This is a genomic window from Vibrio sp. 10N.222.49.C12 (assembly GCF_041475025.1).
Taxonomy (GTDB): Bacteria; Pseudomonadota; Gammaproteobacteria; order Enterobacterales; family Vibrionaceae; genus Vibrio; species Vibrio crassostreae_C.
In genome coordinates, this window is the sequence record NZ_JBFRVF010000032.1 from 47,450 (window position 1) to 70,330 (window position 22,881).

23 protein-coding genes and 1 pseudogene are annotated in these 22,881 nt (G+C 44.6%); 19 read left to right on the forward strand and 5 right to left on the reverse strand.

The features are described from left to right. Together AB4583_RS11660 and AB4583_RS11665 are read left to right on the forward strand one after the other, a co-directional pair. Positions 1–1,074 (forward strand): methyltransferase, encoded by a 1,074-nt coding sequence (locus AB4583_RS11660; protein ID WP_017062270.1) that lies wholly within the window; start codon positions 1–3, stop codon positions 1,072–1,074. A 23-nt stretch (positions 1,075–1,097) separates the two neighbouring features. Further along, on the forward strand, positions 1,098–2,339 hold the full coding sequence (locus AB4583_RS11665) for an NAD(P)/FAD-dependent oxidoreductase (protein ID WP_017069009.1): 1,242 nt from the start codon (positions 1,098–1,100) through the stop codon (positions 2,337–2,339). 128 nt (positions 2,340–2,467) lie between these two features. On the opposite strand, the gene AB4583_RS11670 is transcribed toward AB4583_RS11665, so the two are convergent. After that, positions 2,468–2,974: a hypothetical protein gene (locus AB4583_RS11670; RefSeq protein WP_017062268.1), complete on the reverse strand. Its 507-nt coding sequence runs from the start codon at positions 2,972–2,974 to the stop codon at positions 2,468–2,470. A 139-nt stretch (positions 2,975–3,113) separates the two neighbouring features. After that, positions 3,114–4,247 (reverse strand): flagellar assembly protein FlgT, encoded by a 1,134-nt coding sequence (locus tag AB4583_RS11675; RefSeq protein WP_017069008.1) that lies wholly within the window; start codon positions 4,245–4,247, stop codon positions 3,114–3,116. Between the two features lie 192 nt (positions 4,248–4,439). Here AB4583_RS11675 and AB4583_RS11680 point away from each other — a divergent pair, with 192 nt between their 5' ends. Together AB4583_RS11680 and flgP are read left to right on the forward strand one after the other, a co-directional pair. Then, a complete protein-coding gene (locus AB4583_RS11680; RefSeq protein WP_017064137.1) occupies positions 4,440–5,075 on the forward strand; it encodes a FlgO family outer membrane protein in 636 nt (211 codons plus the stop codon). Between the two features lie 9 nt (positions 5,076–5,084). Next, entirely contained in the window at positions 5,085–5,516 is a 432-nt protein-coding gene (gene flgP / locus AB4583_RS11685; RefSeq protein WP_016791311.1) for a flagellar assembly lipoprotein FlgP, read from the forward strand. A 240-nt stretch (positions 5,517–5,756) separates the two neighbouring features. Here flgP and AB4583_RS11690 read toward each other — a convergent pair whose 3' ends face one another. The 3 genes from AB4583_RS11690 to flgA all read right to left on the reverse strand — a co-directional run bounded on the left by AB4583_RS11690 (position 5,757) and on the right by flgA (position 7,491). Further along, on the reverse strand, positions 5,757–6,182 hold the full coding sequence (locus AB4583_RS11690; protein WP_017062264.1) for a flagella synthesis protein FlgN: 426 nt from the start codon (positions 6,180–6,182) through the stop codon (positions 5,757–5,759). 66 nt (positions 6,183–6,248) lie between these two features. Beyond that, the gene (gene flgM / locus AB4583_RS11695) at positions 6,249–6,566 is read right to left on the reverse strand and encodes a flagellar biosynthesis anti-sigma factor FlgM (RefSeq protein ID WP_017062263.1); all 318 of its coding nucleotides are present in this window, start codon (positions 6,564–6,566) and stop codon (positions 6,249–6,251) included. A gap of 178 nt (positions 6,567–6,744) precedes the next feature. Next, positions 6,745–7,491, reverse strand: a complete 747-nt coding sequence (flgA, locus tag AB4583_RS11700) for a flagellar basal body P-ring formation chaperone FlgA (RefSeq protein ID WP_372117412.1) — start codon at positions 7,489–7,491, stop codon at positions 6,745–6,747. A 77-nt stretch (positions 7,492–7,568) separates the two neighbouring features. Between flgA and AB4583_RS11705 the strand changes: the two genes are divergently transcribed. The 15 genes and pseudogenes from AB4583_RS11705 to AB4583_RS11775 form a co-directional block, all read left to right on the forward strand. Continuing rightward, the gene (locus AB4583_RS11705; protein ID WP_017066180.1) at positions 7,569–8,495 is read left to right on the forward strand and encodes a chemotaxis protein CheV; all 927 of its coding nucleotides are present in this window, start codon (positions 7,569–7,571) and stop codon (positions 8,493–8,495) included. An 11-nt stretch (positions 8,496–8,506) separates the two neighbouring features. Then, a complete protein-coding gene (locus tag AB4583_RS11710) occupies positions 8,507–9,334 on the forward strand; it encodes a protein-glutamate O-methyltransferase (protein WP_004736174.1) in 828 nt (275 codons plus the stop codon). A gap of 255 nt (positions 9,335–9,589) precedes the next feature. Then, complete coding sequence (flgB, locus tag AB4583_RS11715; RefSeq protein WP_004736175.1) at positions 9,590–9,985, forward strand: flagellar basal body rod protein FlgB; 396 nt, start codon at positions 9,590–9,592, stop codon at positions 9,983–9,985. Between the two features lie 4 nt (positions 9,986–9,989). Beyond that, entirely contained in the window at positions 9,990–10,403 is a 414-nt protein-coding gene (flgC, locus tag AB4583_RS11720) for a flagellar basal body rod protein FlgC (protein WP_004736176.1), read from the forward strand. A 17-nt stretch (positions 10,404–10,420) separates the two neighbouring features. Next, on the forward strand, positions 10,421–11,134 hold the full coding sequence (flgD, locus tag AB4583_RS11725) for a flagellar hook assembly protein FlgD (RefSeq protein WP_010439286.1): 714 nt from the start codon (positions 10,421–10,423) through the stop codon (positions 11,132–11,134). Positions 11,135–11,183: 49 nt separating this feature from the next. Then, on the forward strand, positions 11,184–12,488 hold the full coding sequence (flgE, locus tag AB4583_RS11730) for a flagellar hook protein FlgE (protein WP_017062260.1): 1,305 nt from the start codon (positions 11,184–11,186) through the stop codon (positions 12,486–12,488). A gap of 251 nt (positions 12,489–12,739) precedes the next feature. Then, on the forward strand, positions 12,740–13,489 hold the full coding sequence (locus tag AB4583_RS11735) for a flagellar basal body rod protein FlgF (RefSeq protein ID WP_372117416.1): 750 nt from the start codon (positions 12,740–12,742) through the stop codon (positions 13,487–13,489). Positions 13,490–13,510: 21 nt separating this feature from the next. Then, positions 13,511–14,299 (forward strand): flagellar basal-body rod protein FlgG, encoded by a 789-nt coding sequence (flgG, locus tag AB4583_RS11740; protein WP_017062259.1) that lies wholly within the window; start codon positions 13,511–13,513, stop codon positions 14,297–14,299. An 88-nt stretch (positions 14,300–14,387) separates the two neighbouring features. Further along, complete coding sequence (flgH, locus tag AB4583_RS11745) at positions 14,388–15,164, forward strand: flagellar basal body L-ring protein FlgH (protein WP_017069006.1); 777 nt, start codon at positions 14,388–14,390, stop codon at positions 15,162–15,164. Positions 15,165–15,258: 94 nt separating this feature from the next. Then, positions 15,259–16,350 (forward strand): flagellar basal body P-ring protein FlgI, encoded by a 1,092-nt coding sequence (locus AB4583_RS11750; RefSeq protein ID WP_017062257.1) that lies wholly within the window; start codon positions 15,259–15,261, stop codon positions 16,348–16,350. Between the two features lie 10 nt (positions 16,351–16,360). Continuing rightward, the gene (flgJ, locus tag AB4583_RS11755; protein ID WP_017064131.1) at positions 16,361–17,278 is read left to right on the forward strand and encodes a flagellar assembly peptidoglycan hydrolase FlgJ; all 918 of its coding nucleotides are present in this window, start codon (positions 16,361–16,363) and stop codon (positions 17,276–17,278) included. A 220-nt stretch (positions 17,279–17,498) separates the two neighbouring features. After that, a complete protein-coding gene (flgK, locus tag AB4583_RS11760; RefSeq protein ID WP_017067655.1) occupies positions 17,499–19,379 on the forward strand; it encodes a flagellar hook-associated protein FlgK in 1,881 nt (626 codons plus the stop codon). Positions 19,380–19,389: 10 nt separating this feature from the next. Then, entirely contained in the window at positions 19,390–20,580 is a 1,191-nt protein-coding gene (gene flgL / locus AB4583_RS11765; RefSeq protein ID WP_017064129.1) for a flagellar hook-associated protein FlgL, read from the forward strand. Positions 20,581–20,998: 418 nt separating this feature from the next. Beyond that, positions 20,999–22,135: a flagellin gene (locus tag AB4583_RS11770; RefSeq protein ID WP_017064128.1), complete on the forward strand. Its 1,137-nt coding sequence runs from the start codon at positions 20,999–21,001 to the stop codon at positions 22,133–22,135. Positions 22,136–22,726: 591 nt separating this feature from the next. Then, positions 22,727–22,881: pseudogene (locus AB4583_RS11775) on the forward strand (flagellin); the annotation flags it as partial.

The following is a 22,881-nucleotide window of genomic DNA, read 5'->3' on the forward strand; positions in this document are numbered from 1 at the left end:
GTGTCGGAATATAAATTAGATCCATTCAACGCATTAGAAGCAAAAACAGAAGCGCAGAAATTGTCTTTCGCTCCGATTGTTTTTCATACTGCTCGTACACTTCGTGATTTAGGCATTTTGAAAGCGTTAGATGACGCGGGCAACGAGGGTTTACCAGCAGAGTCTATCTCTGAATCGACCGGTGTCTCTGAGTACGGCGTGAAAGTCCTGCTCGATATGGCGTTAAGTGCTCATATTGTGACTTGGGAAAAGCCTAACTACAAAATGGCTAACCTTGGTTTCTACCTTCTGCATGATGGTATGACTAACGCAAACATGGATTTCACAGCCGATGTTTGTTATGCCGCGATGATGCATCTAACAGAAGCGATTGAAGAAGGCACACCTGCAGGCTTGAAAGAGTTGGGTGATTGGGAAACCATTTACCAAGGCTTGTCTCAATTGCCAGAAAAAGCAAAAGAGAGTTGGTTCAAGTTTGATCACTTCTATTCGGATCGCTCGTTCCCTGTGTTACTTGAAAAAGTCTTCAGCAAGAAACCTAAGTCGCTGGTGGATATCGGCGGCAACACGGGTAAGTGGGCGATGCAATGCTGCAACCATGATGCGGACGTTGAGGTGACGATTGTTGATTTGCCACAGCAGCTAGAAATGGCAATGGCAAACGCGGCAAAGCATGGTCATCAAGAGCGAGTCACGCCATTCCCAGCGAATATGCTCGATAAACAGCAAACTCTGCCAACGGGCGCGGATGTTTGGTGGATGAGTCAGTTCCTTGATTGTTTCTCGCCAATGGAGATTCTGAGCATATTAAAGCGCGTTCGCTCTCATATGTCAGAAGATGCGACTGTCTATATCCTTGAACTGTTTTGGGATTCACAGAAATACGATGCGGCTTCTTATAGTTTAAACGCGACGTCTCTCTACTTTACCTGCTTGGCCAATGGCAACAGTCGTTTTTACCGCAGTGAAGATTTCTTAGAGATTGTTGAAGAAGCAGGCTTTGAAGTGGTAACGCGTACCGACGATATCGGTCTTGGTCACACGCTTCTAGAATTGAAAGCTGGCGCGCAATAAAAATAACAAACATGGCTTAAATAATGAAAAAACTATCAACTCAAGTGGTGATCATCGGAGCTGGGCCATCAGGGTCTATTGCTGCGTCTTTACTTCATAAAAAAGGCATCGATGTTCGAGTGATTGAAAAGAGCGTATTCCCTCGCTTTTCTATTGGTGAAAGCCTATTACCAGCTTGTATGGAAGTGATTGAACAGGCTGGGATGACTGACGCAGTGATCAACGCTAACTTCCAATACAAAGATGGCGCTGCCTTTCGCAAAAATGGCGTTTATACGGCGTTTAATTTTGAAGACAAGTTCTCTTCTGGCCCTGGAACTACGTTTCAGGTTCAGCGAGGTGCCTTTGATAAGGTTTTGGCAGATACGGCTGAGGCGCAGGGTGTCTGCATTGATTACCAACATGAGTTAATGGGCATTAATTTCACCGACGACAGCACCATTTTAGATGTACAAGTGCTGGGTGGAGAGCGTTATCAGATAGAAGCGCAATACGTTCTGGATGGCAGTGGTTTTGGTCGAGTGCTACCAAAAATGCTTAACTTGGCAGAGCCGTCATCGCTCCCTCCACGCAAAGCTATTTTTACGCACATTAACGATCATATTGCAGAGGTGGATACCGATCTTGAATATGACCGAAATAAAATTCTTATCTCTGTGCATCCAATCAACCCTGATGTTTGGTATTGGTTGATCCCGTTTAGTAACGGTGTCTCTTCGTTTGGTGTCGTAGGAGAGCCTAAGTTCTTTGAGTCCTATCCAGAAGACAAGATTGCTGCAATTAAACAGCTGTCAGCGGAAGAGCCGGGCTTGGCTGAGATACTGGCAAGCGCCGAGTATCCAAACCCTGCGGGTGAAATTGGTGGCTATTCTGCCAATGTAAAACATTTGGCGACGGATAAGTACGCGTTGCTTGGCAATGCCGGCGAGTTCCTTGACCCGGTGTTCTCGTCAGGCGTGACGATTGCGATGAAGTCGGCACAGTTTGCGGTTGAGTGTGTCGAAAAGCAACTTAACGGTGAGAAGGTAGATTGGGAACGCGATTATGCCGCTCCTTTGATGGTTGGTGTAAACACCTTTAGAACGTATGTTGAGGGGTGGTACTCAGGTACTTTGCAGGATGTGATTTTCTATCAAGATCCAAATCCAAAGATTAAGCAGATGGTGTGCTCAATTCTGGCGGGTTACGCATGGGATCAAGCCAACCCTTATGTGAAAGAGTCTAAGCGCCGATTGGCGACACTGGCTGAGATATGCCGAAACTAGGTAATCGATTTTGTATGTAGCAATACTCTAAATTGCCACGATGGATCGTCATAAATTAAAAACAGCCGCAATGTGCGGCTGTTTTTGTATCTGAAAAATATGGGCGGTCAGCTTAATCGGATTTAAGCCTATTTTAAGTCGATGCTGTTCAATCGTCCCATAAATATAAGTAGATCAATTACGTCTTTGTGAGCATCAAGCAGCGCACGTTTGGTTTGGCTATAAGCTGCAAGTCGGCCGTGCTTTCTGATTGAACATACCTTGGTTTTGTACTTGTAGTCACCATTCTCAGAGAAGACGCGCCACTTAGCGATGTAGCACTCGTCGCGGTGTTCAGGATCACTCTGAGTTGGATTTGGTTTGAATACAATTTTGGGTTCTAGACTATGAGGCAGGCGCGTCATCAGGTAGGGCTCTTTGAGGACTTTGGGCCAAAATTTGCCCCATAGCTGTCTGCCCAGTTCATCTCTTAATTTAATGGTTTTCTTCAGTGCTTTGTCTTCACCCATACGAACAAAACCGACCGACCGATGCAACACCGTATCTTCGGGAGTATGAATGTGGATCTTAAAAGCGGTTTTACCTTTCGAGATAAAGCGGTAACCGGTAGCACCAATTAGATTATTCTGACTCATAGTTTGCTAAGTGATGATTATGTTATTAATAAGATTACGCCAAATACTGCAAAACCGAAACTAATACCCATGAAAAAAATAAAGCCTTAACAAAAGTGCTAAGGCTTTATTAGAAACTGTGAGGCGGGCGTGTCGCTAACTACATGATTTTCTGCATCACATCACCAATTTGAATGCTTCCAGCAAGGCTTGGTTGGTCGATCGTCAGTTCTGCTTCGTTTTCATAAACGCGAGAAACGGTCAGTGTGATATCGCTTTGAGATACCTTATTACGTGGCAAGCCGCGTTGGTCGATAAACGAACCTGTGTGCCACAGTTGCAGTTTGTCACCTTGTTGAACACCATGCATTCGACCTAAATCAATGGTCACCGTGTTACCAAATACCGCTGCCACCTCTGGAAGCGTGATCTTACATGACACTTCAGATTCCAAGTCCAACATAATATTGCGGCTAACACGCAGCATCATACTGCCGTAGGTTGATGCCCAGAAACGAGCACTGCGGGTGTCGACTTCACTGGTCTTAGCAAATGGCCACTTTGCCACTTCACGATAGCTACGGTTGTAAACCTGATGTCCTGTTTTACCATCGAAGACTTGCATCTCTAACGCAAACTGGCGATTGATGATGTCGTCTTTCAACAGTTTGGACTCGATGGTCGCGGTTAAATCGGTAATGTCGCCACCAATGATGTATTGTGCGCCAGTGTCTTGGGCGATCATCTTGATCACTTCAGGTCGACGTTTGTCGATGTTGTAATTGGTCGTGCCAACGGAAACAAAGCTGCGAGACTCTTGCGCCAGCTGTCGATCTACGACATGACCAAAATCATCACCGATGTTATAGATTCTGCCCATTACAGCTTGCTGTGGGGAAGTCACATCGATGTTGCCGACCAAAAATGTCTTCTTATATTGGCTCTCATGGCAAGCATTTGCCGAAGGATAGATATCGATCCTTGCGGTGATCATTATATTGCCACTGCGTTTTTTCTCTTTTTCTACCAAGATGTAGCGCACTTCATGATTGGTAAATTGAAACTCTTTCTTGTTTGCGTCGAGGTACGGCGTGAGGTTGGAGATACTACCAATATCAGCACCTGAGAACTGGATCGCTTTATATACCGCGTCTTCCAGAGCATGAACCCTTGCCGTTTCCTCTGAGGATACGATGGCTGCGGTACCGGTAACTTCATACCAAGAGGCATGAGCACTGAAGCTTATGGTTATCAGTGAACTTATTGAAAATAAGTAAGAAATTATTTTTTTCATCTATTCGTTACCAGTTGGGTATAAATATTGCTTAACAAATAACTATAAGCTTGAAGCTGACTTAAGTGCGTTTTTCTTAATCTGAACCATTAATGAAAAGCAAAGACTGTTCCAACATTGTAATCCATTGAAAAGAATAATGGTGAGAACATATTGGAACAGGGAGCACTAAACCTATCTGGAGATAAGAGAATGAAAAAATGGCTCGTAGTAATGAGTGTCATGTTGTTGACCTCATGCGCTTATTCGCCAATCTATAACGGCAAGTCTGAATATTCAGGCAGTCAGTTTATGTTGATGGATAGCCCTCGTCATACCATGGATTTCTTCGTGGAAAGTATGACCGAAGATCTGATCATTTCGAATACGAGTATCTCAGCAAGAACTCCGATAGCGATTACGTCGTTTGTTGACCTGCAACACATGGACACAACGAACTGGCTAGGAAACTCGGTATCAGAAGGTTTCATTCATCAGTTTCAGCGTCGTGGCTTCAAGGTTGTTGATTTCAAAACAACAGGTTCTATTCAAGTGACTCATCAAGGTGACTTTGCGTTAAGCCGCGATTGGAAAGACTTAGCTCAAGAACAAGACGTACAGTACGTACTGACAGGCACTATGCTTCGCCAAGAAGGCGGTGTACTAGTAAATGCTCGCGTTGTTGGCATGCAAACTCGAATTGTAGTGGCGACGGCACAAGGCTTCTTACCTGCAGACCGTATTGGCCGTGACCTAGATACTCTCAACAGTATTCGAACTCAAGATGGCGTGATCATTCGTTCCGATCCAACGATCAGTCAGCCTTATACTGTTATTCTTCGCCCTTAGGAGTTCGAGATGAAGAAGTTAATGTTTGTTGTTGCCGCTTTATTGCTTGTTGGCTGTCAGCCATTGCAGAGCATGAGACCTGATGATTTCTTAGTGGCTGTTGGCTATGCGAGTATCAGTGAGCAGAAAGGTCGTAACGACGAAGAGAGACGTATCCGCGCGATGAGAGCCTCTAAGATCGATGCTTATCGTGAGCTTGCTGAACAGGTTTACGGCATGCGAGTAAGCGGTCGAGCAGAACTTGAAGATCAACGGCTTGGTACAGAGCGTACGTCAGGTGCGGTTGATGGTGTTATCCGTGGCGCAGAAGTGGTGCGCAGTTACCCTGTGGGTGATAGCTACGTAACAGAGCTTCAGTTGGATATTCGCAAGATGGATCAGCTACGTAACTACGGTGAAGTTCAGGCAGTACCTGAGAAGAGACAACAAACACTGTTCTAATTTCGGTGTTCGAATTGAATATTCAGTGATATTGGTTGCTACTCGCTTTCCAGATGGCATATCGGCAACCAATAACTAATATGGATGTAAAAGCGGCAAGTATGAAAATACTTGCCGCTTTTTTGTTTATCGATTTTGTCAGGGTGTTCAAAGGCTGATTAGAAATTTTGATAAAGAACAACGACAGAAATAGCCTGAGATACAGACTTAAGTAGGAGTGTTGTTGAAGAGGTAGCTTAACTAGGCTTTTACGTTGGTTCCCAGCGTGGAAATAGTATGCGTTTGACCACCGGCATTGTAGGTCATGCCAATTTTACCGTGGCTTTGCTGCATCATATTGCTGAGTTTTTTGAAGCTAAGGTGTGCTCGATTCAAGGCTTCGCCATTAACAAGGTTCGCTTGCTGGCAATCGTGCACTATCGACTGGATCTTTGTGACTAACTGAGCAAGTTCAGGATTCTCGGTCAGTTCTGAGATATTGGTATGGGTCGCGATTCGCTGATCGGTTGATCTTAATTGTTCAACAAGGACTACTTTTTCTTTGGCGATTCGCTCAATATCGTTTGATTGTCGGCTCGTAATAGCGGTTTTCTCTGAACTTAATAATTCAGATAAGGCTTTGGCATTTTGAAGTTGAAAATTAACTAAATCTGCTAGTGCCGCCATAACGTAAACCTATTCATAACCTCGTATGCTTTAAGACAATCACTTCAATCAAAAGTGAGTGTTGGCTTAAAGACCTTTTAATTCATCTTCGAACTTGATCATGTTGTCTGCCAGTTTTTCTGGATCAACAGTGTATGAACCGTTCGCAATCGCTTCTTTGATCGCTGCTACTTTCACAGAATCAAAGCTTGGCTGTGCTGCCATATCTTGGTGGAGCTGACCAATCGCTTTGCCTTGTTGGCTCAGTGAAACCGCATCTTTGCTTGCTGGTGATTTAGTTGATACATCAGAGCGTGATGCCTCAGAACTAGAATCAGAGCGTACTGCTGATCGGTTAGTGGTCGTTAGGGTTTGCCCTGAACGAATATTATCAATGCCTGCCATAGTTAAGCCTTTTTCTTCAAAAATGGGAACCTGTACAGTCAATATCGACCAAGGGTTCGAATACTTTAGCAATTTTTAGCTCAATAGTCGAAAAGCGACAAAACACCGCCGCCGTCACATTTGGCGTTAGAGTAGAGAGTGAAATCGCTAACGATACCGTCAATTTAGAAGTAAAGAGTTAAAAGTAAACCGTGACTTCAGACATGCTGGTAACAATCCCTTCAATTATACGCTGTGATTTATCATTTTTCACTCTTACTTGATCACCCATAGAGCCATCGGTAAGCGCAGTTCCTTTGGTGGTAATGGTCATGCCACCTTTTACTGCCTGTATGATAACCTTCTCGTTTCGGCACACGACACAGATATCACCTCTTTCTACAACATCGCCCGGTCTTAGGTCCTTTTTTACCTTAGCGCCGATGACTTGTTGTGGGGCTGTGAAACCTTGGCGACGAAACTTGTTAAGAGAAATCATAGCGGTGGTGACATCGTATTGACCGACGATTTCGCCTCTCGCGAGTGAACGAGTGGTGGTGACAAGGGGCACCGACATCGAAAGACGCACCGGTACATAAACGCGCCACTCATCAGGAACACATTGCACTAAAACCGTAATACTGCTGCGGGTATTGGTGGTCGTTGAAGCGCTGGTCTCTAAAGGCACTGGGCAGTCTGTCGCTTTGATTCTTGAGTCAACATTTGCTGAATTAACAAAGAGTTCGCCACCTTGTGGCTGCTCAACTGTATCAAGGATATGTTGCTCCGCTGCAGACTGAATCATCTCAATTTGTTCTGGGGTCGCAGCTTGTACAAAAAAACTAAACAATATTGATAAAATGCCGATAAACTTAGCGACAGTTTTAAAAGTAGCTCTACACATTGCTATGGAAAGAGGTGGCAAATTTGTTTTATAATACGTCATTCCGTTTCTCTGGTGGTTCGTAGCCTGCAGTAGACTAACACTTTTTATACAAAAAAGTTTGATATGGAGATGAGCTCATGACGGGTATTCTTGATTCGGTGAATCAGCGTACGCAACTCGTCGGTCAAAACCGATTAGAATTACTAACCTTTCGCCTAATGGGGCGTCAGCGTTACGGCATTAATGTCTTTAAAGTAAAAGAAGTGCTGCAATGCCCTAAGCTGACAAAGATGCCAAACTTGAACCCACTGGTTAAAGGTGTAGCACACATTCGTGGCCAAACGATCTCTGTGATCGACTTGAGCTTAGCGATTGGTGGCCGTCCTACAACGGATATTGAAAAGTGTTTTGTGGTTATCTCTGAGTTTAACCGAACCATTCAAGGTTTCTTGGTAAGTTCAGTTGAGCGCATTATTAACATGCACTGGGAATCGATTCTTCCGCCGCCAGATGGCGCAGGTAGAGCTAACTACCTGACAGCGGTAACCAACATTGATAATGAATTGGTAGAAATTCTTGATGTTGAGAAGATCCTTGCAGAAATTTCTCCTGTTGATGAAACAATGGACAGCAAGATTGCTGAAGATATTGCGAAAGTAGAACAAGAGAAAGAACTGGTTCGCCGCATCTTGATTGCTGATGACTCGACCGTTGCTCGTAAGCAGGTTCAACGTGCTATTGAGTCGATTGGTTTTGAAGTTATCTCGGTGAAGGATGGTAAAGAAGCCTACGAGAAGCTGATACAGATGTCATCAGAAGGCAGTATTTACGATCAGATTTCATTGGTGATTTCTGATATCGAAATGCCAGAAATGGATGGATACACGCTGACTGCTGAGATTCGTCGTCACGCCGAACTTAAAGATTTATACGTAATTTTACACTCATCGTTGAGTGGTGTATTTAACCAAGCCATGGTTGAGCGTGTTGGAGCTAACTCCTTCATCGCTAAATTCAACCCAGATGAGCTTGGTGCAGCTGTAAAAGCTGCGTTAACTAACTAAAAGAGACATTAATGACTGCTATAACAATAAGTGATCAAGAGTATCGCGATTTCAGCCGTTTCTTAGAATCTCAATGTGGCATTGTATTAGGTGACAGCAAGCAGTATTTAGTGCGCAGTCGTCTAAGCCCATTAGTAACGAAGTTTAAGTTAGCTTCTTTGTCTGATTTGTTGAGAGATGTAGTAACAGGTCGAAACCGTGAGCTGCGTGTGGCTGCTGTCGATGCCATGACGACGAACGAGACACTTTGGTTCCGTGATACTTACCCGTTTGCTGTGCTTGCGGATAAGCTTCTACCGGAAATAGCGGCAAATAAACGTCCTATTAAGATTTGGTCTGCGGCAAGCTCTTCAGGCCAAGAAGCATACTCAATGGCAATGACGATTCTTGAAACTCAAGCTCGTAAGCCAGGTATGCTGCCAAATGTATCGATTACCGCAACTGACATCTCAGCAAGTATGTTGGATATGTGCCGCACTGGCGCTTACGACAACCTTGCATTGGGACGTGGACTTTCTCCAGAGCGCCGTCGTACTTTCTTTGAAGATGCGGGCGATGGCCGTATGAAAGTGAAAGATAACGTCAAGCGCATGGTGAACTTCCGCCCTCAGAACCTGATGGACAGCTATGCATTGTTAGGCAAGTTCGACATTATTTTCTGTCGTAACGTGCTGATTTACTTCTCGCCTGATATGAAGTCAAAGGTACTTAACCAGATGGCAAATAGCCTGAACCCTGGTGGGTACTTACTATTGGGCGCGTCTGAATCGTTAACAGGCTTAACCGATCGTTTTGAAATGGTTCGCTGTAATCCAGGCATCATCTACAAATTAAAGTAACGAGCGGCACCGATATTAGGTGTAAGGTTACCGTCTAAATTTAAAACCCAGCCAAGTGCTGGGTTTTCTTTTTCCTGCTTAAGCTATATCTTTAAGTCAGAGTGACATTCCAATTTACTCTATTTTTTGGCTTGTTTATTGCAAGTTTACCCACGAGTAACCTGTAAAAGCATTGATAGACCGCCTTGTTTAAAAAGTTGGTATATATATTGCTTTGGTTATTTCATAACAGTCAGTTCTTGAGTTGAGGTTTACATGGCTATTTCTTTTGACAATGCTTTGGGCATTCACCAGCACACAGTTGGTGTACGTGAGCGTAACGCTGAGGTGCTTTCCACCAATATCGCGCAAGCAAACACGCCTGGGTATAAAGCAAAGGGATTAGACTTTAAGAAATCACTGCAAGCGGCAAGTTCTGGGGCAAGCATTGGTCTTAGCCGTACAGATGGTCGGCACATTTCTGCCTCAACAACGGTGAACGGGGAAACGAAGTATCGCATTCCTACCCAACCTGATACAGGAGATGGCAACACGGTTGATTTGGATTTGGAAAGAAACCTTTTCATGCAAAACCAAATTAGGCATCAAGCCTCTCTCGACTTCTTAGGAAGTAAGTTCAAGAATTTAACTAAAGCGATTAAAGGGGAATAATTAGATGAGTTTATTCAATGTATTCAATGTGACTGGTTCTGCGATGAGTGCTGAATCTGTTCGTCTAAATACGACCTCGAGCAACCTTGCGAACGCGGACAGTGTAAGTAGTTCTGCTGAAGAAACTTACAAGGCTCGTCACGCAGTGTTCGGCGCTGAGTTAAATAAAGCACGCAACAGTGGTCACACTGTGCCTGTGAAAGTATTAGGTATTGTGGAAAGCGATAAGCCGCTAAGCGCGGAGTACAACCCGGATCACCCATTAGCGAACAACGAAGGCTATATCTACAAGCCTAATGTCAACGTTATGGAAGAAATGGCAAACATGATTTCGGCATCACGTGCGTACCAAACAAACGTACAGGTTGCTGACTCGAGTAAACAAATGCTGCTGCGTACGCTGCAGATGGGTCAATAAGGATAAGGAGGTAGCACATGGCTGGAATCAACAACAATGTTGGTCAAAGCGGCTTGTCCTATGTTGACCAGCTGAAGAGTCTTCAAGATGGCGCTAAAAAGCCCGACGAAACAACAGGTAAGCAGGATCTTAAACAAGAAGACTTCTTATCTTTGTTGACTAAGCAACTAGCACAACAAGACCCTTTCAAGCCGGTTAGCAATGACCAGATGATTGCGCAAATGGCTTCATTTGCGACCGTAGATGGCATTGGCAAAATGAATACACAGTTTGAAAGCTTGAATTCATCAATGACCTCTAACCAAGCTCTTCAGGCCTCCTCTTTAGTTGGGCGTGATGTATTGGTTCCTGGTGCGGCAGGTGTAAAACCCGGTGATGGCGGTATGGCGGCAATGGTTAAGCTTCCTCAGGCAATGGACAATGTAATGGTCCGTGTTGAGAACGAAGTTGGCCAATTGGTTCGCACATTTGATATCGGCTCTAAACCATCTGGTGATACACGTGTTGAATGGGACGGAAAAGACGAAGACGGTAACCCATTGCCGGCCGGTAAATACAACGTGAAAGCGTCGGGTTTGCTGGATGGCGAGAACACAGAGTTCCAAGTTTCCAGTTATGCGAACGTGAACAGTGTGCTTCTTGGTAAGGGCGATGGCAACGTACTACTCAATCTGGCTGGTTTCACATCGCCAGTACGACTTGCTGAAGTACTAGAAGTTGGTAAAGCGTAGCTCTTTATTGAGTGACTATGCTAGCTAGATAGATTAGGAGAATAATGGAATGTCATATGTAGCTTTAAGCGGCCTATCCGCTGCACAATTAGACCTTAATACAACCAGTAACAACATTGCGAACGCAAACACATTTGGCTTTAAAGAGTCTCGTGCCGAGTTCGGTGATGTTTATTCAAGCTCGTTGTTCACTAACGCAAAAACGACGGCAGGTGGCGGTGCGCAAGCTAGCCAAGTGGCGCAACAGTTCCACGAAGGTTCAAGTATTTATACGAACAACCCAATGGACTTACGTGTAAGTGGTACAGGTTTCTTTGCAGTATCGAAAGACCGCATGGTGCCAGAGATTAACGAATTAACGCGTAATGGTGCATTTCACCTAAACAAAGACAACTACATGGTTACCGCTAACGATGAGTTTCTTTTAGGTTACGATGTTGATCCAAACTCGGGTGAAGTTCTTTCTTACGCGCCAAAGCCTCTCGACATTCCTGCTGAGTTTGGTAAGCCAAAACAGACAGAAAACATTGAAGTAGGGGTTAACCTTCCTGCAAACGGTGATCTTAAAGACCCGGCTGCATTTAACTTCAAAGATGCTGATACTTATAACCGTGCAACGTCTTCGACGGTATACGATTCTATGGGTCAGTCTTACAAGTTAACGACTTACTACCTCAAAGATCAGACTCAACCAAACACTTGGCAAACGTACTACACCATGTCAGATGAGAACGGTGAAAAGCCGGTCAACATTACTGGTGGTGATGCGACGAATGCACAAGGTCATGTTGGTCACACAATGAAGTTCAACAATGACGGTACTTTAGCAAGCCTAAACAATGGTCAGCCGATTAACTCGGAACCACTGGGTGCTGGCGCGAACCCAATTGACTTGAACGGTGCTGATCCAACTCAAGTGCTTAAGTTTGGTCTAGATTCGTCAACTCAGTTTGCCGCTCCGTTTGAATTGACTAAGTTTGATGAAGATGGCGCGACAACAGGTTTCTTAACAAAAATCGATTTCGATGAGTACGGCAGTGTTCTAGGTACTTACTCAAATGGTGAAAACGTGATGCTTGGCCGTGTAGGCTTGGTTCGTGTACCAAATGAGCAAGGTCTGGATAAGAAAGGCGGTACTCAATGGGATTCTACCAACGACTCTGGTGACAAGATCTGGGGTGAATCGAACAAAGGTTCATTTGGTAGCATCAACAACGGCTCACTAGAGCAGTCGAACATCGATATGACTCAAGAACTGGTTGATTTGATTTCTGCTCAACGTAACTTCCAGGCGAACTCGCGTTCTCTAGAAGTACACAACCAGCTACAACAGAATATTCTTCAGATTCGTTAATCGTTTAAAGCGTTTGAATCATCTGCGAATACCCAATTCAATGTTATTGAATTGGGTATTGTTGTTTGTCTTTTTATTTGCCGCCCCTATTGCCGCCCGGTAATGCCACTGGCAACAATTCTTCCTCAATGATCCTTTGATGATCACCCTTCTTGTTCGTTTTCTATTTAAATTATTGATAAATAACAGTTAAAAATATTGGCACAGTGTTTGCTTTATTAGCCCCAGAAGATGATTTTTGGAGCAAAATTATGGATCGCGCACTGTTTCTTGCCATGAGTGGCGCTAAGCAAAATATGCAAGCTTTGCAGCTACGTGCAAACAACCTTGCCAACGTAAGTACAACGGGTTTCCGTGCTGATTTAGCACAGGCACGTTCAATGCAAGCGTATGGCGAAGGCATGCCTACTCGTGTTTTCAGCATGGCAGAGCGTCCGGGTCATAATTTCGCTCAGGGTAGTGTGGTTACTACTGGCCGAGATCTAGACGTTACCATTCAAGGTGATGGTTGGATTTCAGTGATGGACAATACTGGCCGTGAAGGTTTAACACGTAACGGTAACCTAAGGGTTGACCAAAACGGTTTACTAACCAACGCAAGCGGTCACTTAGTGCTTGGTGAAAACGATGCACCAATCACGCTGCCAATCCCAATCAGCAAAGTAGAAATTGGTACAGACGGTACGATCTCTGTCATTCCTCAAGGCGCTCCAGCTGAAGAATTGGCCGTGGTTGATCGTATTAAGCTTGTACGTCCAGACAACCAAAGTTTGTTTAAAGACACGAATGGTCTATTCCGTTCGAAAAACCCAGATCAGGCATACGAAGCAGATGCAGCGGTAACGTTGCTAAAAGGTGCTATCGAAGGCAGTAACGTAAATGCCGTAGGTGAAATGACCAGCCTAATTGACTTACAACGTCAGTTTGAAATGCAGGTCAAAATGATGAGCACAGCAGAGGAAATGGACAAGTCGTCTGATTCACTGCTTCGTATGAGCTAATAGAATTTAAAGGACATTGCTATGCATCCAGCATTATGGGTAAGTAAAACGGGTTTAGACGCCCAACAAACCAATATCTCAACGATTTCGAACAACCTTGCCAACGCCTCAACCATTGGTTTTAAAAAGAGCCGCGCGGTATTTGAAGATCTGTTCTACCAGAATATTAATCAACCGGGTGGTCAATCGTCTCAGAATACTGAGCTGCCAAGTGGTTTGATGCTGGGTGCCGGTTCTAAGGTCGTCGCGACTCAAAAAGTGCACACTCACGGTAACGCACAAACGACATCTAACAGCCTAGACATGATGATTGAAGGCGACGGTTTCTTCCAAGTTGAAATGCCAGACGGTGAAACAGGTTACAGCCGCAATGGTCAGTTCACACTGAACGGTGAAGGCGCGATCGTAACGTCGGGCCAAGGTTATCCTCTACAACCAGAAATTGTGATTCCTGAAGACGCGATCTCGGTAACGGTTGGTAACGACGGTGAAGTATCGGTTCGTCTACGTGGCGAGCAAAACAACGTCGTGGTTGGTCAAATTACCATTACTGACTTTGTAAACCCAGGTGGTCTAGAGCCAGTAGGTCAAAACCTTTATTTGCCAACTGGCGCGAGTGGCGACCCACAAGAGGGTGTACCGGGTTTTGATGGCCTGGGTAACATCCGCCAATCGATGCTAGAAACATCGAACGTAAACGTAACCGAAGAGCTGGTAAACATGATTGAAGCTCAGCGTGTATACGAAATGAATTCGAAAGTTATCTCGTCAGTAGACAAGATGATGAGCTTTGTTAACCAACAGCTGTAATTGGTTTATTCGCCGTTTACTTTTTTAATTAATCTATCTGTTTTTGCTAATTGACCCATTTACCACTGCCTGCTGAGAGTATATCGCCATGAAACGTATTTTTTGTTTAGCCCTGTTAGCTTCGATGACTGGTTGTACAGTACTGGATCCAATTGAGACGCCAGCACAAGAGAACGCGACCACAGTGGTTGATGCGGTTGAAGGCGATAAGTCGGCAGAAGAAAGTTCAGGAATTATCGACACGCTTCGTGGGCGAACCGATCCAATTGCTGGTGACCCTGCATGGGCGCCAATCAACCCCAAGCAGAAGCCAGAGCATTATGCAGCGGCAACGGGCTCACTGTTTAATGTGAACCACATTGGCAGCATGTATGACGACTCAAAGCCTCGTGGTATTGGTGACATCATCACTGTAGCGCTAGATGAGAGTACTCGAGCGACCAAAAAAGCCAACGCAGACATGTCTAAGTCGAATGATGCATCGATGGAGCCGCTGGCTGTTGGTGGTCAAGAGCTGACGATCGATAAGTACAACTTCTCTTACGATCTGAGCAACACCAATACTTTTGCTGGTGATGCATCAGCCAACCAAAGTAACAGCATCAGCGGCTATATCACCGTAGAAGTGATCGAAGTATTAGCCAATGGCAACCTAGTGGTTCGTGGTGAGAAGTGGATGACACTGAACACCGGCGATGAGTACATCCGCCTAAGCGGTACCATCCGTCCAGACGATATTGATTTTGAAAATACCATTGCTTCAAACCGTGTTTCTAACGCACGAATTCAGTACTCAGGGACTGGCGTACAGAAAGATATGCAAGAGCCTGGATTCTTGGCACGATTCTTTAATGTATCTCTGTAGAGCTTGATAGGACGACGACATACTGACAGCCTCTATCACTCAGCCACATTTAGCTAAGCTATTATAAATTAAAGCAATACAGACAGGTTACTCAATGAAAAAACTGACACTCGTACTATTCGGCATGCTATTTCTTGCCACCAGTGCCCATGCTGCGCGAATCAAAGACGTGGCAAAAGTGGCGGGTGTTCGTAGTAACCAACTTGTCGGTTATGGTTTGGTCACGGGCTTGCCGGGTACTGGTGAGACAACTCCCTTTACCGATCAAACATTTAACGCAATGCTGCAAAATTTTGGCATCCAATTGCCGCCCGGCACTAAGCCAAAAACCAAAAACGTCGCGGCTGTTATTGTGACTGCTGAACTGCCAGCATTCTCTAAGCAAGGCCAAGAAGTTGACGTAACCGTTTCTTCTATCGGTTCAGCAAAAAGCCTTCGTGGTGGTACCTTGCTACAGACCTTCTTGAAAGGTCTAGACGGTCAAGTGTATGCGGTCGCGCAGGGTAACTTGGTGGTAAGTGGCTTTAGTGCACAAGGTAACGACGGTTCTAAGATTGTCGGTAACAACCCTAACGTTGGTATCATCTCTAGCGGTGCGACGGTTGAACAAGAGATCCCAACGCCATTCGGTCGTGGTGACTACATCACCTTCAACCTAATCCAATCAGATTTCACAACGGCTCAGCGTATGGCTGATGCGGTTAATAATTTCCTAGGCCCACAAATGGCTTCAGCGGTAGACGCAACTTCAGTAAAAGTTCGTGCACCGCGTGAAATCAGCCAGCGTGTAGCATTCTTGTCGGCTATCGAAAACATCGAGTTCGACCCTGCTGAAGGCTCTGCAAAAATCATTGTCAACTCTCGTACAGGTACGATTGTGGTTGGTAAGCACGTTCGCCTAAAAGCGGCGGCGGTCACCCACGGTGGTATGACGGTTGCAATTAAAGAAAATCTAAACGTAAGCCAACCGAATGCATTCTCTGGTGGCCAAACGGTAGTGGTCCCTGATTCTGATATCGAAATCACGGAAGGCGATGGTAAGATGTTCAAATTTGAACCTGGCCTAACGCTGGACGATTTGGTACGCGCAGTCAATGAAGTGGGCGCTGCACCTTCTGATTTAATGGCAATCCTTCAAGCACTGAAACAAGCGGGTGCGATTGAAGGACAATTGATCATTATCTAAGGAATAAAGCATGATTAAGAATAACAATGACATCGGCTTTATTCACGACATCGGTAGTTTAGACCGTCTTCGTCAACAAGCGGTAAACGGTGAAGAAGGTAGCGAGAAAGAAGCATTAACCGCGGCGGCAAAACAGTTTGAATCGATTTTCACCTCGATGTTGTTTAAGTCAATGCGCGATGCTAACTCGAGCTTTAAGTCGGATATGTTGAACAGCCAGAACGAGCAGTTCTATCGTCAGATGCAAGATGACCAAATGGCGAGTGAGTTAAGCGCTTCAGGTTCATTAGGTCTTGCAGATATGATCGTGGCTCAACTAAGCGCTGGCCAAGCAAGCGATACGTCTGAAGAGAAGGTTCGCAGTGAAGGCTTTGATGCTTCATTGCAAAGACCGCAATATTCAGGCCGTTCGGAAGAGCGAGCGTCAGACGTTCAACCTGCGCAAGCAGCAAAACAGCCAGTATCCTTTGATTCTCCAGAATCGTTTGTGACCTCAATGAAGCCTTACGCGGAAAAAGCGGCAAGTGCGCTTGGTGTGGACTCGTCTCTTCTATTGGCACAAGCTGCCCTTGAAACGGGTTGGGGTTCTAAAATGGTTAAGAACTCTTTGGGCAACAGCAATAACTTATTTAACATCAAAGCAGATAGAAGTTGGAAGGGCGATAAGGTCGCGACTCAAACTCTTGAGTTCCATGGCAAAACCGCCGTTAAAGAGTCAGCTTCCTTCCGTTCTTACTCTAATTTCGAAGATAGCTTTAATGATTACGTGAAGTTCTTGAACGAAAATCCAAGATACGAAACGGCGCTACAGCATCAAGGCAATTCAGAGAATTTCATCAAAGGTATTCATCAGGCTGGTTACGCAACTGACCCTAACTATGCAGACAAGGTTTTACGAGTTAAAGCCAAGATTGATGAGATGAACTAGCGTCATAAATCAACATAGAGAGCTTGCTACTGGCAGGCTCTTTTCTTCTCCGTCCCTTCAGTTCTTACGCGTAATCCATAGTTATCTCCTTACACTTCAATAAATTATCGTCTTTTGATTTCCTATTGTTTTTGTTGGCACATATGTTGCATTTATCTTAGTAATATACGGTTGTAGTTAATCAGTTCATTCTGGTTTTGTTAAGTTTTTTGGGGGCATTATGGCGTCGGATCTTCTGAATGTAGGGGCACAAAGTGTTCTTACGGCTCAGAGACAGCTCAACACCACAGGTCATAACATTTCTAACGCTAACACAGAGGGCTATAGCCGCCAGTCTGTGATTCAAGGTGTGAATGACCCGCGCCAGTACGGTGGGCAATCCTACGGTATGGGGGTACATGTGGAAAATGTTCGCCGCTCTTGGGATCAGTTTGCCGTCAAAGAACTTAACTTATCGACAACCAATGCCGCCAACAAAGGCGATACCGAAGCCAACCTCGATATGTTGTCGAGCATGTTGTCGTCGGTCGCTTCAAAGAAGATTCCAGAAAACCTCAACGAATGGTTTGATTCCGTTAAGACTCTCGCCGATACCCCAAATGATGTGGGTGCGCGTAAGGTCGTGTTAGAGAAAGCAGGGCTTGTAACTAAAACCTTGAATGAATTTCATGAAACAGTTCGTCAACAGTCTGATTCTACGAATAAAAAATTAGATATGGGTATCGAGCGAGTTAACCAACTTGCGTACGAGATCCGTGATGTTCAGCGTTTAATGATGCGAACTCCTGGGCCTCATAATGACCTACGAGATCAGCATGAAAAGTTGATTAATGAGCTTTCTGGTTACACCAAAGTTACGGTGACACCACGCTCAAATGCCGAAGGGTTTAATGTCCATATTGGTAATGGCCATACCTTGGTCTCTGGTAGTGAAGCGAGTCAGCTGAAGATGGTTGATGGCTTACCCGATGCACATCAGCGCCGCCTAGCGATTGTTGAAGGTAAGTCTTTAAAACCGATCACCAGCAGTGATATCGACGGAAAAATCGGCGCCATGCTAGACATGCGTGACGAACATATCCCAGCAATCATGGATGAGCTTGGTCGTTTGGCGACCGCGTTTTCATATGAGGTCAATAGTCTTCAAGAACAAGGTTTGGATCTTAACGGCAACGTAGGTAAGGACTTGTTTACCGACGTGAACTCAGAGCTGGTGGCAAAATCTCGTGTCACGGCTAGCGGGCAATCGAAAGCCGATGTTGCGGTATACATTGATGATACTTCTGCCTTAAAAGGCGGTGAGTATGGACTGAAATACGATGGCAGTGATTATGTCGTGACTAAGCCGAACGGTGAGACCGTTAAGATGGCGACCGACTCTAGCGGTAGTGCTTTTTATCTTGATGGCATGCGAGTGGAAGTACGTAACCCTCCTGAACTAGGAGAGAAACTGTTACTGCGTCCAACGCGTAATTTTGCTGCGCAGATTCATATGGAAACCAAAGACCCGAAAGACATTGCTGCGCAAAGTTATGAGGCATCGACCACGTTTGCCAAGGGTACAGCGGGATTTAAAATCCTAGAAGCAGGTCAACTGCGTGAGTTTGAAGTGATTGTCTCACCAAAAGGTGAGCAGTTTGCTGTGACGGATCCGAAGGGTAACATTTTAATGCAGCCTCAACCGTATCCGCCACAAGGGCCAGTGACCATCAACGGTACAACGTTTGAGCTCACACCCGGTGCGGTGGCAAATGATAAGTTTACGGCAAACCTTGTCCCATCAGAAGGTGACAACGGTAACCTGCGTAAGCTACAAGATCTTCAAACAGGAAAGCTGTTGAATGATGGTGAGTCTACGATTTTAGACCTTTACCACAACTTGAATACTAATACGGGCTTGAAGTCTTCAACGGCAAATCGCCTGAGTGATATTGCGACGTTAGAAAAACAGTCGGCTCAAGAACGTATAGCTTCTATCTCGGGAGTAAACCTCGATGAAGAAGCGGCAAATATGATGAAATTTCAGCAAGCGTATATGGCTTCTTCACGCATCATGCAAGCAGCCAACGATACGTTTAACACTATTTTGGCTCTGAGATAGGAAGGTATAAATGTTGAATCGTATCTCTAGCTTCCATAATTATCAGTCAGTACAAAACGACTTGCGCCGTCAAGAGAACAAGGTGCATCACAACCAAGCACAACTTGCTTCGGGTAAGAAGTTACAGTCGCCAAGTGATGACCCATTAGCGACGCACTATTTACAGAACATTGGTCAGCAGTCAGAACAGCTTAAACAGTATGTCGATGCGATTACTCTAGTCAGAAACCGTCTTGAGCATCATGAAGTATTGGTTTCTAACACTGAAGGCTTTGCTGATGAAGCAAAACGAACCGTGATGGAAATGATCAACGGTGCGCTTTCTCCAGAAGACCGTTTAGCTAAGAAGCGTGAAATTCAAGAACTGGCGAATAACTTCCTGCATTTAGCCAACTCTCAAGATGAGTCGGGTAACTACACGTTTGCAGGCACTAAGCCGAAAAATCAGCCTTTCTTTCGAGATAACGAAGGGAATGTGACATATCAAGGTGATGACTACCAACGCAAGATGCGTGTGGCAAGCAGCTTTGAAATGGCAATGAATGATCCGGGCAGCAAGATGTTTATGGAAATAGACAACCCGTTCGGTGACTACGAACCTCAGTACGAGCTTGAACCTGCGTCTGAGTTATTGCTCGGGCGTGCGACCAACAGCGATGAAGATGGGTCTACTTATAAAGTGACGTTTGTCGACATGCAGACGGGCAATTTCGCTTATCAGCTTGAAAAAGACGGCGCAGTGGTTGCGGCAGAAGATTTTGATCCTTCGACAGGCATTGTTTATGAAGGGCTGAATATTCAAATCAAAGGCCAAATCACTAAAGGTGATTCGATCACCTTAGAACCACGAGAGACTTTCTCTATCTTTGATACGTTCAAAGAGGCTGCTGAGCAGGCTGAAAACCCGGTATCGGATGCATCAGCAACAGCGAAACTGCACCAAGTAACTGAAGAGTTCCACGCTGCGTTTATCCATTTGACCAAGGCAAGAACCGATGTTGGTGCACGCTTGAGTACTTTGGATATTCAAGAGCAACAACATGAAGATTTCAAGTTGTCTTTAGCAAAAGCAAAAAGCAACTTTGAAGACTTGGATTACTCGAAAGCGATCATTGAGTTCAATGAAAACTCTCGAGCACTACAAGCTTCTCAACAAGCGTTTGGCAAAACCAAAGACCTGACCTTGTTTAACTATATTTAATGATCAATCGGTATTTAATGGTGGCTTGTCGATCACCATGGCGTTGATTCCTTGCCGTATGTGCTATGCCATACGTGCGAATGACGCCACAGTTTGCCGCTTTTTTGTACGAAGCATGATGTTTCTAGAATAGCGGCAAAAAACGGCAATAAGGAAGGTGAATGTTTTTCATCTTCTAATAGTAGAAAATCATAATTGCGCAGTGTTGTTTGTAAGCTTCTGATTTTTAGATAATTAAAAAATTATTTATATGATATTAAACTTGGCATACAACTTGTATCTGTGTTGGTTATAAATGATTAATACAGATCTTAAACCTTGTATAGGGTTTATCGAGTAATACACGGTCAGTGCTTATCCATATGAGAGTAAAGCTGGCCGCTTCGCAGAAACTTTGCGAACTCATAAGGAGAGCAAAATGGCTATCAATGTAAGCACTAACGTATCTGCTATGACAGCACAGCGTTACCTGAATAAAGCATCTAATGACTTAGCGACTTCTATGGAGCGTTTGTCATCTGGTCACAAGATCAACAGCGCGAAAGATGATGCGGCAGGTCTGCAAATCTCGAACCGTCTAACCGCTCAGTCTCGTGGTCTTGATGTGGCAATGCGTAATGCCAACGACGGTATTTCGATTGCTCAAACAGCAGAAGGCGCGATGAACGAATCGACTAACGTACTACAACGTATGCGTGATCTAGCGATTCAATCATCAAACGGCACTAACTCGCCGGCAGAGCGTACTGCACTGAACGAAGAGTCAATGGCACTTCAAGATGAGCTTAACCGTATTGCGGAAACCACATCGTTTGGTGGTCGTCGTCTACTGAACGGTTCATTCGGTGAAGCTTCATTCCAGATCGGTTCTAACTCTGGTGAAGCAATGATCATGGCTCTGACAAGTATCCGTGCAGATGACTACCGTATGGGTGGTACTACGTTCGATTCAGAAAACGCGAAAGATAAGAACTGGGAAGTGCCGCCAACAGCGAGCGATCTTAAGTTCGAATTCAAAACCAAAGCGGGTGAAGACATCGTTTTAGATATCAATACCAAAGCGGGCGATGATATCGAAGAGCTTGCGACTTACATTAATGGTCAGTCTGATCTTGTGAACGCATCGGTTACTGATGATGGTCGCATTCAACTGTTCGTTGCTGAACCTGACCTTGACGGCCCAATGTCTATCTCTGGTGGTCTAGCGTCTGAGCTAGGTATTAAGAGTGAAGGCCGCGCAACCTCGGTTCAAGATGTTAGCTTAACCAGCGTTGCGGGTTCACAGAACGCGATCAGCGTGATTGATTCTGCAATGAAGTACGTGGATTCACAGCGTGCTGATTTGGGTGCAAAACAGAACCGTCTAAGCCACAGTATTAATAACTTGGCAAACGTACAAGAGAACGTAGACGCTTCAAACAGCCGAATCAAAGATACGGACTTTGCGAAAGAGACGACGCAAATGACCAAATCACAAATTCTGCAACAAGCAGGTACTTCAATACTTGCTCAAGCAAAACAGTTGCCTAACTCTGCAATGTCATTATTGCAATAGTTATTGGTTGAACTTGCTGCTCGTGTTCAGACGTGAGCCATGCAGCAAGGGAAACTGGCAAGCATACTTACTATTGAATGTTTAGCTCTCTCATCTCTCACCTGCTATCCATTTTTGCAGTAAGAATGCAACGGCAAGTCGGAAATGTGTTCATTTCTCGATGATCTCCACACAGGCTCTGACGCGCCAACTAGCCCCGGTTCTCTCAAAGGAAAAGGGGCTTTTTCCTTTCTGTATTTCTTGTTTTTGCTATTTATTTTCCTGTGAACTTTCTCGCACTACCTTTTTCAAATCTCTATTTGACTGTTCTTCTTCACGATAAATAATCTCATCTATTACACAAGATCTGCCTAACTCGGAGATCTTTGGCGATTGATCATTTCTCCACCTTGAGTAACTTAGACTGAAATTCGTACATTTCTCAAACAGATTAAGATCTTTTCTCAATTGAAAGCTATCGCTGTATTAGAAAGTGATGAAAATTAAGTTGTTGATAAATATTAAATTAATAATTTTTTTGTGGTTTTTTGAAAGTTTTTCTAAAGCTTCTGATTTTCGCGCCGTTATTAAAAGTAACTTTGAGAGAACTACTTGGTTTTCCGAGACGTCGGAAACCGCTATACCGGAAAATCAATTGGAGAAATCACCATGGCAGTGAATGTAAATACAAACGTTTCAGCGATGACAGCGCAACGTTACCTAAACAATGCAAACAGCGCACAACAAACATCAATGGAGCGTCTAGC